The sequence below is a fragment of the Ancylobacter dichloromethanicus genome (assembly GCF_018390645.1).
Taxonomy (GTDB): domain Bacteria; phylum Pseudomonadota; class Alphaproteobacteria; order Rhizobiales; family Xanthobacteraceae; genus Ancylobacter; species Ancylobacter dichloromethanicus.
Window position 1 is genome coordinate 231,336 of record NZ_JAHBGC010000052.1, and the last position, 12,525, is coordinate 243,860.

The 12,525-nt window shown below is 69.1% G+C and carries 14 protein-coding genes; 11 read left to right on the plus strand and 3 right to left on the minus strand.

Annotated elements, in window-relative coordinates:
* Window positions 1–2 precede the first annotated feature (2 nt).
* The 10 genes from KHC23_RS22220 (at window position 3) to soxA (ending at window position 8,996) form a co-directional block, all read left to right on the plus strand.
* Window positions 3–1,076, plus strand: coding sequence for a polysaccharide pyruvyl transferase family protein (locus KHC23_RS22220; RefSeq protein WP_213375858.1), 1,074 nt, complete (start codon window positions 3–5; stop codon window positions 1,074–1,076).
* The gene (locus KHC23_RS22225; protein WP_213375860.1) at window positions 1,060–2,475 is read left to right on the plus strand and encodes a glycosyltransferase family 4 protein; all 1,416 of its coding nucleotides are present in this window, start codon (window positions 1,060–1,062) and stop codon (window positions 2,473–2,475) included. Before KHC23_RS22220 ends, KHC23_RS22225 begins: the two co-directional genes overlap by 17 nt.
* A gap of 242 nt (window positions 2,476–2,717) precedes the next feature.
* On the plus strand, window positions 2,718–3,176 hold the full coding sequence (locus KHC23_RS22230; protein WP_213375862.1) for a (2Fe-2S)-binding protein: 459 nt from the start codon (window positions 2,718–2,720) through the stop codon (window positions 3,174–3,176).
* Window positions 3,177–3,187: 11 nt separating this feature from the next.
* Entirely contained in the window at window positions 3,188–5,374 is a 2,187-nt protein-coding gene (locus tag KHC23_RS22235) for a xanthine dehydrogenase family protein molybdopterin-binding subunit (RefSeq protein ID WP_213375864.1), read from the plus strand.
* A 17-nt stretch (window positions 5,375–5,391) separates the two neighbouring features.
* Entirely contained in the window at window positions 5,392–5,679 is a 288-nt protein-coding gene (locus KHC23_RS22240) for a c-type cytochrome (protein ID WP_373878484.1), read from the plus strand.
* Entirely contained in the window at window positions 5,615–6,928 is a 1,314-nt protein-coding gene (locus tag KHC23_RS22245; protein ID WP_213375868.1) for an NAD(P)/FAD-dependent oxidoreductase, read from the plus strand. Before KHC23_RS22240 ends, KHC23_RS22245 begins: the two co-directional genes overlap by 65 nt.
* Complete coding sequence (gene soxX / locus KHC23_RS22250) at window positions 6,925–7,395, plus strand: sulfur oxidation c-type cytochrome SoxX (protein WP_373878485.1); 471 nt, start codon at window positions 6,925–6,927, stop codon at window positions 7,393–7,395. The genes KHC23_RS22245 and soxX overlap by 4 nt, the downstream gene beginning before the upstream one ends.
* A gap of 4 nt (window positions 7,396–7,399) precedes the next feature.
* The gene (locus KHC23_RS22255; RefSeq protein ID WP_213375870.1) at window positions 7,400–7,900 is read left to right on the plus strand and encodes a SoxY-related AACIE arm protein; all 501 of its coding nucleotides are present in this window, start codon (window positions 7,400–7,402) and stop codon (window positions 7,898–7,900) included.
* Window positions 7,897–8,217, plus strand: a complete 321-nt coding sequence (gene soxZ, locus KHC23_RS22260; RefSeq protein WP_213375872.1) for a thiosulfate oxidation carrier complex protein SoxZ — start codon at window positions 7,897–7,899, stop codon at window positions 8,215–8,217. Before KHC23_RS22255 ends, soxZ begins: the two co-directional genes overlap by 4 nt.
* Window positions 8,217–8,996 (plus strand): sulfur oxidation c-type cytochrome SoxA, encoded by a 780-nt coding sequence (gene soxA, locus KHC23_RS22265; protein ID WP_213375874.1) that lies wholly within the window; start codon window positions 8,217–8,219, stop codon window positions 8,994–8,996. Before soxZ ends, soxA begins: the two co-directional genes overlap by 1 nt.
* A gap of 22 nt (window positions 8,997–9,018) precedes the next feature.
* Here the strand turns inward: soxA and KHC23_RS22270 are convergent, their stop codons facing one another.
* Both KHC23_RS22270 and KHC23_RS22275 read right to left on the minus strand, forming a co-directional pair.
* The gene (locus tag KHC23_RS22270; RefSeq protein ID WP_213375876.1) at window positions 9,019–10,560 is read right to left on the minus strand and encodes a sensor histidine kinase; all 1,542 of its coding nucleotides are present in this window, start codon (window positions 10,558–10,560) and stop codon (window positions 9,019–9,021) included.
* Window positions 10,557–11,276 (minus strand): response regulator, encoded by a 720-nt coding sequence (locus KHC23_RS22275; RefSeq protein WP_213375878.1) that lies wholly within the window; start codon window positions 11,274–11,276, stop codon window positions 10,557–10,559. The genes KHC23_RS22270 and KHC23_RS22275 overlap by 4 nt, the downstream gene beginning before the upstream one ends.
* A 281-nt stretch (window positions 11,277–11,557) precedes the next feature.
* Here KHC23_RS22275 and KHC23_RS22280 point away from each other — a divergent pair, with 281 nt between their 5' ends.
* Window positions 11,558–11,833 carry a hypothetical protein gene (locus KHC23_RS22280; protein ID WP_213375880.1) on the plus strand — a complete coding sequence of 92 codons (276 nt, stop codon included), beginning with the start codon at window positions 11,558–11,560 and terminating at the stop codon, window positions 11,831–11,833.
* Window positions 11,834–11,920: 87 nt separating this feature from the next.
* On the opposite strand, the gene KHC23_RS22285 is transcribed toward KHC23_RS22280, so the two are convergent.
* Window positions 11,921–12,478 (minus strand): amidohydrolase family protein, encoded by a 558-nt coding sequence (locus tag KHC23_RS22285; RefSeq protein ID WP_246544860.1) that lies wholly within the window; start codon window positions 12,476–12,478, stop codon window positions 11,921–11,923.
* Window positions 12,479–12,525: the final 47 nt, after the last annotated feature.

Consider the following 12,525-nt stretch of genomic DNA (forward strand, 5'->3'; position numbering starts at 1 on the left):
ATGTGACCGAAGCCACTTTGCGCAACATCGTCCGCGACAACGGCGCCGTTCCGCTTACCTGGGCGGCTGCCACGCGGGTCCAGCACTATCTCAACCTGGGCGACGCCCTCAGCCCGGTCATGGTCGCCCTTTTGTCGGGCAAGCCGATCGTCCACCAGGCGCATGACGGCAACAGCGTGCGCATGGCGGCGGTCGGTACCATCGCCCAGAACCTCAAGGGCGGCGACGTCTCGGTCTGGGGCACCGGCTCGTCGCGCTACATCAATACCGGGCAGGAGGGCGAGCGCATTCCGTTCCTGCCCGACCCGGCGACGCGCTACCGGGTGTATGCCACGCGCGGCCCGGTGAGCCGCGCCCTGCTCGGCGAGGAGAACGCGATCGGCGCGCCGGTGTTCGGCGATCCGGTCTGGGCGCTGCCGCGCTTCTACAACCCGAAGCTGGAGAAGAAATGGGAGATCGGCGTCATCGTCCATCTCTCCGATCTCGACGGCCGCGCGCTCGGTGCGCTGCCGCGCGAGGCCTATGAGCGCTACCACATTCCGGCCGAGTTCGAGGGCAGCGTGCGCATCATCAACACGCTGACGGCGATCAGCGCGGAATCGATGCGCGAGAAGCTCGACGAAATTCTCGCCTGCAAGCGGCTGGTCTCCACCAGCCTGCACGGCATGGTGTTCGCCGAGAGCTACGGCATTCCCTGCCTGTATTTCTCGCCGCGCGGCACGCCGGAAGGGCTGATCGGCCGGGTCATGGACCCCGATGACGGCTACGACCTGCGCATCACCGACCTCTATCTCGGCCTCGGCATTCCGAAGATTCCGGTCTATGTGCAGCGCCGCAACAAGCGCACCGACTGGGCGCACCTGATGTGGTCGATCGACACGGCGTGGAGGCCGGTCGAGTTCGATACCGATCCGCTGATCGAGGCGTTCCCGGTCGACCTCGCGCCGATCACCGCGCCGAAGGGCGGGACCATCTTCGACCATAAGCTGATCCGCGACATTCCCTACGCGCATGGCGGCGGGGCGCCGGTGCCGGCACAGGCGCAGGTCGCGGAGGTCCATGCTGTTGCGGGGTGACGAGGGCGGCGCGGGCGCCGCACTCCAGGGGGCGCCGGCGGTGTCGACGCCCTCGCGGCCGCCGCGCCGCACGGTGATGATCGACGGCTACAACCTCGCGCTGGAGGCGGGCACCGGGGTCGCCACCTATGCCCGCAATTTGAGCTTCGCCTGCGGCGATCTCGGCTACCGCACCGAGATTCTCTACGGCACGCGGGCCTCGCCCAGCGCCGACCCGCTGCTGCGGGAAATCTCGTTCTTCGACCCCAATGCCGGCTCGCCCTCGCTGATGCTGGAGATCGCCCGGCGGCTGAAGCAGCTCTGCACCTCGCCGCTGGGGGTACGGGCGAAGGAAGTGCCGCTGACCGGGCGGGTGATCACCCGCAGCTTCCAGTCGCGGCTGCCGCATTACGACCGGATCTGGAACGCGCCCGAGCTGTTCTCGCGCAGCTATTGGCACTTCCATGCCTACCGGCACTTCATGTCGGTCGGCGGCGTCGCCCGGCCGGACCTGATGCACTGGACCTACCCGCTGCCGATCCGGCTGCCGGGGGTGCCCAACATCTACACGCTGCACGACCTGGTGCCGCTGCGCCTGCCCTTCACCACGCTCGACAACAAGAAGTTCTACAAGCGGATGATCCAGGGCGTGCTGAGCCGCGCCGACCACATCGTCACCGTCTCCGAGGCGTCGAAGCGGGATATTGTCGAGCTGTTCGACTATCCCGAGGAGAAGGTGACCAACACCTATCAGGCGGTCTCGATCCCGGCGAAATATGCCGACAAGCCGGACGACCTGGTGCGCGAGGAAGTGGAGGGGGCGTTCGGGCTCACCTACAAGGGCTATTTCCTGTTCTTCGGCGCGGTCGAGCCGAAGAAGAACATCGCCCGGCTGATCGAGGCCTATCTCGCCTCGCAGGTGGACGAGCCGCTGGTGCTGCTCGGCAAGACGGCGTGGAAGGCGGGCGAGGAACTGCGCTTCCTCAACGAGGGCAGCAACCGCTACCTCGAACAGCTCGACAACCTCACCTTCGTGCGCGACCGCGTGCGCCGCTTCGACTACGCGCCGTTCCCGCTGCTGGTGAGCCTGATCCGCGGCGCCAAGGCGCTGGTGTTCCCCTCGCTCTACGAGGGTTTCGGCCTGCCGGTGCTGGAGGCGATGTCGCTCGGCACGCCGGTGATCAGCGCCAACACCGCCTCGATCCCGGAAGTGGCGGGCGATGCGGCGCTGCTGGTCGACCCCTATGACCCGCGCGCCATCGCCGACGCCATCAAGACGCTGTCCACCGACGCCGAACTGCGCGCCACCCTCGCCGGCCGGGGCCGGGCACAGGCGGCGCTGTTCTCGGAAACGCGCTACCGCGACCGGCTGGCCGCGCTCTACGACCGGCTGCTGCCGGAAACGGTGCGCCCGGCCTGACAGCAAATGCGGCGAGACGGGAAGATGGCTGCGCGGGCCGGGGCCGCGCCGTGGCCTCTGTTTGTATCAATTCTTATCAAGCGCCGCCGCAGCGACACCTCGCGACAATCCGGCAGGTGGGCGGCACGCTTCTGCGACACCGCGCGCCTAGCGTTCGGGGGCCGACCAACGCCTGCCGCGCTGTCGCCGGGATGCCTTCCGGCCTGCGGGGCAGGCTCCGTTTCTCCAGCCGGGAGTCCAACATGGTCCAGCTCACCGTCAACGGACAGACGCACGACATCGAGGCCGAACCCGATACGCCGCTTCTCTGGGTGCTGCGCGAGCAGATAGGCCTGACCGGCACCAAGTTCGGCTGCGGCATCGCCATGTGCGGCGCCTGCACGGTCCATATTGACGGGGTGGCGACGCGCTCCTGCGTGATGCCGCTCGCCGCCATCGAGGCCGACCAGAAGATCGTCACCATCGAGGGCCTGTCGCCGGACGGCTCGCACCCGGTGCAGAAGGCCTGGCTGGCGCTCGAGGTGCCCCAGTGCGGCTACTGCCAGACCGGCATGATCATGGCGGTGGCCAGCCTGCTGGAGGCCAACCCGACGCCGAGCGACGAAGATATCAACGCCGAGATCACCAATATCTGCCGCTGTGGCACCTATAACCGCGTCCGCGCCGCCATCCATATGGCGGCCGACGCCAAGGCCGGCTGAGGGAGAGCGGAATGAGCATCGTCCAGTCGGTCTCGCGCCGAAACTTCATCGTCGGCTCCGCCGCCGCCGTCGGCGGCCTGTCGCTCGGCTTCCACGTGCCGTTCGCCGCGCTGGCGCAGGACGCGGCGGCGACGCTGCCGCCCGAGGTCAATGCCTGGGTGGTGGTGAAGCCGGACGACACCATCGTCGTCCGCATCGCCCGCTCGGAAATGGGTCAGGGCACGCTCACCGGCCTCGCCCAGCTCGTGGTCGAGGAACTGGAAGGCGACTGGTCGAAGGTCACGACCGAATATCCTCCGCCGGGCGAGAACCTGAAGCGCGACCGCGTCTGGGGCAGCTACTCCACCGGCGGCAGCCGCGGTATCCGCGATTCCCATGATTATGTCCGCAAGGGCGGCGCCGCTGCCCGCCACATGCTCATCGCCGCCGCCGCCGAGCAGTGGAACGTGCCGGCCAGCGAATGCATGGCGGCGAACAGCGTCATCACCCACGGCCCCAGCGGGCGCACGCTGCGCTTCGGCGAGGTGGCGGAGGCCGCCGGCCGCCAGACCCCGCCGGCCGAGGTAACGCTGAAGGACCCCAAGGACTGGAAGATCGCCGGCAAGCCGCTGCCGCGCCTCGACACGGTGGAAAAGCTCACCGGCAAGCAGGTCTATGGCGCCGACCTGAAGCTGCCCGGCATGCTCAACGCCGCCGTCAAGGCCTGCCCGGTCTTCGGCGGCACGCTGGCGAGCTTCGATGCGGCCGCCGTCGAGACCATGCCCGGCGTCAGGAAGGTGGTGCGGGTGGACGAGCGCACGGTCGCCGTGGTCGCCGACACCTGGTGGCGGGCCAAGACCGCGCTGGATGCGCTGCCGGTCACCTGGGACGAAGGCCCCAACAAGGACCTGACCAGCGCCGACATCCGCGCGATGCTGGCGGAAGGGCTGGAGGCGGAGGACGCCTTCATCGGCAACAGCCAGGGCGATGCCAAGGCCGAGCTTGCCCGGGTCGAGGCGGCCGGCGGCAAGGTGATCACCGCCACCTATGCCTTCCCCTACCAGAACCACGCCACCATGGAGCCGATGAATGCCACCGCGCTCTACACGCCGGACAAATGCGAGGTGTGGGTGCCGACGCAGAATGGCGAGGCGAGCCTCGCCGTGGTCGCCGAGGCGGCCGGGCTGCCGGTCGGCCAGTGCGAGGTCTACAAGATCCATCTCGGCGGCGGCTTCGGCCGGCGCGGCAATTTCCAGGACTATGTCCGCCAGTCGGTGAGCATCGCGAAGCAGATGCCGGGCACCCCGGTGAAGCTGCTGTGGACGCGCGAGGAGGACATGCTCCACGGCGCCTATCACCCGACCACGCAGGCCAAGCTCACTGGGGCGCTGGACGCGGACGGCAATCTCACCGCTCTGCACATGCGCATTTCCGGCCAGTCGATTCTCGCCGCCGTGCGCCCGCAGGGCATGCAGGGCGGCATGGACCCGGTGGTGTTCCAGGGGCTGACCGCGAGCCTGCCGGAGGGCCATCTCGCCTATACCGTGCCGAACCTTTTGATCGACCACGCCATGCGCAACCCGCCGGTGCCGCCGGGCTTCTGGCGCGGGGTGAACCTCAACCAGAACGCCATCTACATGGAGTGCTTCATCGACGAGCTGGCGCACGCCGCCGGCGCCGAGCCGCTGGCGTTCCGCCGCAAGCTGATGGCGGACCATCCCAAGCACCTCGCGGTGCTGGAGGCGGCGGCCGAGGGCATCGGCTGGGAGACGCCGCCGGCGGAAGGGCGCTTTCGTGGTCTCGGCCAGATCATGGGCTTCGGCTCCTATGTCGCCGCCGCCGCCGAAGTGTCGGTGGAGGATGGCGAGTTGAAGATCCACCGCATCGTCGCCGCCACCGATCCCGGCCATGTGGTCAACCCGGCGCAGGTCGAGCGGCAGGTCGAGGGCTCCTTCGTCTATGGCCTCTCCGCCTGCCTCTATGGCGAATGCACGGTGGCCGGCGGGCGGATGGAGCAGGAGAACTTCGACACCTACGAGGTGCTGCGCATGGCGCAGATGCCGGCGGTGGAGACCATCATGCTGCCTTCCGGCGGCTTCTGGGGCGGGGTGGGCGAGCCGACCATCGCGGTCGCGGCGCCGGCGGTGCTCAACGCGCTGTTCGCCGCCACCGGCACGCGTTACCGCATCATGCCGCTGAAGAACCACGAGCTTGCCTGATGCGCCTGTTTCATTTCATGCTGCCGGCGCTGTGGATGTTGATGTCCATGGCTCCGGCGGATGCCGCGCCGCCGCGCGGGGCGACGTCCTGCTCGGGTTGTCATCCGCGCGCCGCGACCAACGGTCCGGTGCCGAGCCTGAACGGGCAGCCGGCGGAGCAGATCGTGGCGCAGATGGCCGCCTTCCGTTCGGGCGAGCGCCGCTCGACCGTCATGACGCGCATTGCCAAGGGTTTCACCGATGAGGAAACGCGCGCGATCGCCGATTATTTCGCCGCCGGGGGCAACGCTCCGGCTCAGCCGTAGGCGCGTCCTGGGCTTCGCCGCCGGTGCCTGCGCGGTTCTGGCGAGCCCGGCCGTGCGCGCCCAGGTGGCATCGAGGGTGGTGGTGATCGGCGGCGGCTTCGCCGGCGCCAGCTTCGCCCGCGCGGTCAAGCGGGAAGACCCCGGCATCGCCGTCGCGCTGGTCGAGCCCCGCACGCATTACACCGCCTGCCCGCTCAGCAACGCGGTCATTGCCGGGATGCGCGACATGAGCGCCCAGCATTTCGGCTATGCCGGGATCGAGGCGGACGGCATCGTCCATGTGCCGCAGAAGGCGGTGCGGGTGGAGGCCGACCAGCGGCGCGTGGTGCTCGCCGACGAGGTGCGGCTGAGCTATGACCGGCTGATCGTCGCGCCGGGCATCGACCTGCGCTTCGACGCCATCCCCGGCTATGACGCGGCGGCGGTCGAGCAGATGCCCCACGCCTGGAAGGCGGGCGAGCAGACCCTGCTGCTGCGCCGCCAATTGGAGGCGATGGCGGATGGCGGGCTCGTCGTCATCTCGGCGCCGGCCAACCCGTTCCGCTGCCCGCCCGGCCCCTATGAGCGGGCGAGCCTGATCGCGCACTATCTCCAGGCGCACAAGCCGCGCTCCAAGATCCTCATCCTCGACGCCAAGGACGCCTTCTCCAAGCAGCGCCTGTTCGAGGCCGGCTGGGCGGCGCTCTATCCCGGCATGATCGAATGGGTCGGGCTGTCCTTCGGCGGCGGCGTGACCGGGGTGGACCCGGCGACCCGGACGGTGCGCACCGAATTCGGCGAGCACCGGGCGGCGGTGGCCAACGTCATCCCGCCGCAGCGCGCCGGCGCCATCGCGGATATCGCCGGCGTCGCCGACCGCACCGGCTGGTGCCCGATCGACCCGGTGAGCTTCGAATCCCGTCTGGTGCCGAATGTCCACGTCATCGGCGACGCGGCGATTGGCGGGGCCATGCCGAAATCCGCCTTCACCGCCAACGCCCAGGCCAAGGCCTGCGCCAGCGCCGTGGTCGCGCTGCTGCACGGGCGGAACCCGGGCGAGCCGAAGCTGATCAACACCTGCTACAGCCTGCTGGCGCCCGATTACGGCATCTCCATCGCCGGCGTGTACAGTCCTCGCGACGGCCTGCTGGCCGAGGTGGAGGGCGCCGGCGGCACCTCGCCGCTCGACGCGACAGGGGCCGAGCGTGCCGAGGAGGCGACCTTCGGCGCGGCGTGGTTCGACACCATCACCACGGAAGCCTTCGGGTGAGGCGCGCCGCGGCGGGCGCGTGGACCGCCTTCGCGCTCGCCGGCGCGGCGACGGCCACGGCGCGGGCCGACGAGATGGCCGGGCAGCAGCTTGTGCCCTATGTCGTCATCGGAGACGCGATTCCGGAGCCTCTGGCCGGACGGCGCGGCGATGCGGCGCTCGGGGAGGCGCTGATCGGGGAGCGGCACCGGAGCCTGTGCATCCTGTGCCACGCGCTGCCTGCCGGCGCGACGCCGCTTCAGGGCACGCTGGCGCCGAGCCTCAAGGGCGTCGGGGGCCGGCTCGGCGAGGGCCAGATAAGACTGCGCATCGTCGACATGAAGCGGCTCAATCCGGCGAGCATCATGCCGGCTTACCATTCGCGGCGGGCGGGCGCGCGGACCGCGCCGGCCTGGCAGGGCCGGCCGGTGCTCGGTGCCGCCGAGATCGAGCATCTGGTGGCCTATCTCGTGACGTTGAAGGAGTGAGCCCATGAAGGCGCCCACCACCCGCCATCCCGCCGGACTCGAGCCGGCCGGCGGCCCCTCGCTCGGCCGGCGCGCCGTGCTCGCCGGCGGCGTCGGCATCATCGTGATGGCGCTGCCGCTGCGGGCGCTGGCGCGACCCTCGCTGCAGGAGGCGGTCGCCGGCTTCACCGGCGGCGCCCCGGTCAATGCGGGGCGGGTGAAGCTGACCGTTCCCCCGCTGGTGGAGAACGGCAACGCCGTCGGCGTCACCGTCGAGGTCGAAAGCCCGATGAGCGAGGCCTCTCATGTGCGCCGCATCGGCCTGTTCAACGAGAAGAACCCGCAGGCGGACGTCGCGGTCTTCCGGCTCGGCCCGCGCAACGGCCGGGCGCGCATCGCCACCCGCATCCGGCTGGCGACCTCGCAGACCCTCCTCGCGGTCGCCGAGCTGAGCGACGGCACCTACTGGTCGAGCGAGGCCAATGTGATCGTCACGCTCGCCGCCTGCATCGAGGATTTGTCATGACCAGGTCTCTCGTCAGCGTTCCCGGGACCGCCCGACGCGGCGACATCGTCGACGTCAGGGCGATGATCGCCCACCCGATGGAAACCGGCTACCGGATGGGGCCGAACGGGGTCGCGATTCCCCGCCGCATCATCACCCGCTTCGTCTGCACCTATGGCGGCGAGGAGGTGTTCGCCGCCGCGTTCTTCCCCGCCGTCTCCGCCAATCCCTTCGTCTCGTTCAGCCTCGTTGCCACCGAGAGCGGGACGGTCGGTTTTGCCTGGACCGACGACGAGGGACAGACCGAGACCGCCAGCGCCGAGATCGTGGTGAGCTGATGCGCCGGCCGGCCCATGGCCTGATCGTGCTGGCGCTGCTGGCGGGCGCCCCGGCGGCGGCGGACGGCATCGCCGCCGGCGAGCGGCGTTCCGGCAGCGACTTCATGGCGCCGGAAACGCAGGCGATGCAGGCGGACGACACCAGCAATCCCGGCATGCTCTGGGTGGTGCAGGGTGCCGGCCTGTGGGAGCAGGGGGCAGGCGCATCGGGCCTGTCCTGCGCCGGCTGCCATGGCGCGGCGGCGGACAGCATGCGCGGCGTCGCGGCGCGCTATCCCGCCCTTGACGCTGCCAGCGGAAAACCCGTCGACCTGACCGGGCGCATCAATCAATGCCGGACCGTACGGCAGGGCGCGTCGGCGCTGGTGCGCGAGAGCAACGAATTGCTGGCGCTTACCACCTTCGTGGCGCACCAGTCGCGCGGCATGCCGATTTCGCCGCCGAGCGACCCGGGCCTCGACGCGTATCGCGCCGCCGGGCGGGAACTGTTCACCACGCGCATGGGCCAGCTCGACCTTTCCTGCGCCAACTGCCACGACGACAACTGGCGCGGGCGCCTCGCCGGCAGCGCCGTCACCCAGGCGCATCCGACCGGTTATCCGCTGTATCGCCTGGAATGGCAGGGCGTCGGTTCGCTGCAACGGCGCATGCGCAACTGCATGATCGGCGTGCGCGCCGAACCCTTCGCCGCCGGGTCCGACGCGTTCATCGCGCTGGAGCTGTATCTCATGCAGCGCGCCGCCGGCATGGCGATCGAGACGCCCGGCGTCCGCCCCTGAACCGGCGGTCGGCCTGAACGGCTCATTCCGCCGGCGTGCGTCGCGGTGCGCCGACGGGCGGGCTGGCCCTCCGCATCGAGCGCGCCGCGCCCTTTGCCTCCGTCGCCGGCGTTTCGGCATAGGGCAGGCTGATGGTGGCGCGCAGCCCGTGCCCGGTATTGGCGAGGATGATGTCGCCACCATGGTGGCGCACCATGTTGCGCGAGATCGACAGGCCGAGGCCGATCCCGCCGGTCGTGCGATTGCGCGAATGCTCGATGCGGAAGAACGGCTCGAACGCCCTCTCGACGATCTCGGGGGGAATGCCCGGCCCGTCATCCTCGATCACGATCTCGATCGCCTGCGGCGTGGTGCGCAGCGAGACGCGGGCACGCTCGCCATAGCGCACCGCGTTCTCCACCAGATTGCGCACCGCCCGCTTCAGCGCGTCGGGCCGGCAGCGATAGCTGATCTTCGGCCCTTCGGTGCAGGTGATTTCATGGCCCAGCTCGACCAGGTCGTCGCACAGGCTCCCCACCAGCGCGGTGAGGTCAACATTGCGCGTGACCTCCTCGGTCGCCTGCTCGCGCGAGAAGGCCAGCGTCGCCTCGGTCATGGCGCGCAGCTCGTCCAGCGTGTCGAGCATCTTCTCGCGGGTCTCGTCGTCGGCGACGAATTCGGCCCGCAGCCGCAGCGAGGTGATCGGCGTGCGCAGATCGTGCCCGATCGCCGCCAGCATGCGGGTGCGGTCCTCCACGAAGCGCTGGAGCCGCGACTGCATGAGGTTGAACGCCACGGCGGTATGGCGCAGGTCGTCCGGCCCCTTTTCCTGCAACGGCGCCACGCTCTCGCCCCGGCCCAGCGCTTCCGCCGCCGCCGCCAGGCGCCGCATCGGCTTGGTCATGGTGCGGGCGATGAAGGCCGCGCACAGGGAAAGGACAATCGCCGTCACCGCCAGCGAGATCAGCGAACGGGCGGTCAGCATGCTGTTCGCCATCTTCTTGGAGAACGCGCTGTTGAGCCAGGACCCGTCCTTAAGCTGCACCGCGAGACCCATCCCGCCGGCATCGCCCCAATAGAGGAACTTGGCGGCACGCGACAGCGGCCAGGCATGGGCCGGCAGGTCGAGCCAGCTCGAATAGGGCGGCCCGTTCGAGGCGGCGGGCGAGGCCATGGTCGCGCTGGCGGGCTGCGGCGCGGGCATCGCCGCCGCCGATGCCGCCTGGCGCACCGCCTGTTCGGTGCCGGCGAGGTTGGCCAGCGTCGGCAGCGGCTCGGCGAGGCGCCTCTTGGCCTCCTGCCGCCAGCTCTCGACATCGCCGGGGAAGGTCGGCGTTACCCAGAAGCGGGTATAGCTGGTGCCGCTGGACTGCAATATGTCCTGCTGGACCGTCGGCGGCGTGGTTTCCAGCACCTGCGCCACCGAGGCGCTGCGGCTGAGGAATTCGGTCTTGGCCGCCCGCACCAGCGCGCCGCCCATCTCGTCGGTGAACAGAAGGAAGCTGATGCCCTGCGAGAGCGCCAGCGCCAGCAGCATCACGGCGACGAAGCGGGCGGTCAGGCTGCGGTTCCACACCCCGGTCATTGGCCTTCCACCTCGGCCGAGAAGCTGTAGCCGCCGCCCCAGTGGGTCTTGATCAGCGCCGGCGATTTGGGGTCGATCTCGATCTTCTTGCGCAGCCGGCTGACCTGGTTGTCGATCGCCCGGTCGAACGGCTCGGCGCTGCGCCCGACCGTCAGGTCGAGCAACTGGTCGCGGCTGAGCACCAGCCCGGCATGGTCGAGAAACACGCTCAGCAGCCGGAACTCGGCGGTGCTCAGCGGCACGGTGAGCCCATCCGGGTCGATCAGTTCGCGCCGGCCGACATTGAGCGCCCAGCGGTCGAAGCGCAGTTCCTTGGCCTTCAGCTGCCCACGCTGCGGCGGCAGGCTCTGCACCCGCCGCAGCACCGCCTTGATCCGCGCCAGCAATTCGCGCGGGTTGAACGGCTTGGACAGGTAATCGTCGGCGCCGAGTTCCAGCCCGACGATACGGTCGGTCTCCTCCGCCATCGCGGTGAGCATGATGACCGGAAGACTTGTGGATTCGCGCAGGTAGCGGCAGAGCGACAGCCCGTCCTCGCCCGGCATCATCACGTCGAGCACGACGAGGTCGAAGGCGTTGCGCTCCATCAGCCGGCGGAACGCCGCGGCGTTCTCCGCCAGCGAGGTGCGGTAGCCGTGCCGGTGCAGATATTTGCCCACCAGATCGCGAATGTCGCGATGGTCGTCGACGATGGCGATGTGCGGTACGGCGTCCATTTCAGAGCTCCACGTCCTTTACATATCGCCATCGCCTTTTACCCGCTGGGAAAAATTGTAACAAACCGTAGAGCGCGCATGGGCTGCGACAGGTCGAGACAATTGGTACCCATTTCTGAAGAAAACTTGCGACAACTCCACCCTATGTTGTTTTCATCCGATGACGGAGAAGGCATTCAGCCTTTAGGCAAGTAAGTAGACGCAATTATTGCCATAGGAACTACGTGTAAGTCTACACGGACACGCCTTGGCATATGAGACATCAACAACAGGAGCCCCCCATGCGTGCCATCAACTGGAAGATGATCTTCGCCGCCACCGTCCTTTCCCTGTCCGCCGCCGGCTTCGCCAACACCGCGCTGGCGGAAGGGCGCGACCCGGTGGAGAAGGCCGGTTATGAGGCCACCATCCGCAGCGCCAGCGAGGCGAATGCCAATGGCCGGACCGGCGCCCCGCTGATCGAGGGCCGCAACGCCTATGTCCAGCAGCCCTCGACCCAGAATGTCGAGCCCTACATCCAGCGCTCCATCGAGCAGAACGCCCGCTCTACCCGGTGAGCATGCCGCATTCCCGGCAGCGGAAGGCGCGGGCCGCAGGGCCCGCGCCTTTTCCGTTTCCGGCGCCGTCCGTGACGGCCGGCGAGGCTACAGGCGCAGCAGCCTTTCGGCGTTGCCGTGGCAGACCTTCGCGCGCACGTCCTCGCCGATCGGCGCGGCCTCGATGAAGTCGGCGGCGACCTGCGGGTCCTCATAGGGATAGTCGACCGAGAACATCACATTGTCCTCGCCCAGCGCCTGGAGGGTCGCGACGAGCGCGCCCGGGTCGCAGACGCCCGAGGTGGTGACGGCGATGTTGCGCTTGATGATCGCCGACGGAAGCGCGTCCGGCGCGAGCGTCTCGCCGAGGTCGAACTGCCTCCGGCTGTCGAGGCGCCAGAGCAGGAAGGGCAGCGTCTCGCCCATATGGCCGAGAATGATCTTCACCCCGGGAAAGCGCGTGAGCGTGCCGCCGAAGACGAGACGCAGCGCATGGGCCGCCGTTTCCGCGGTCCAGGCCCAGATCGGGCCGCCCAGTTCGGGGCGATGGGCGAACATGGCGGGATGGTCGGCCATGGCGCCGGGATGCAGATAGACCGGGACATCCAGCACCTCGACACGCTCCCAGAACGGCAGGTAGCGGTCCTCGTCGAGATAATCCCACATTTCCCAAGTAAGGCGCTGATTTCGCTGTCCTGACCATTATATTTCCT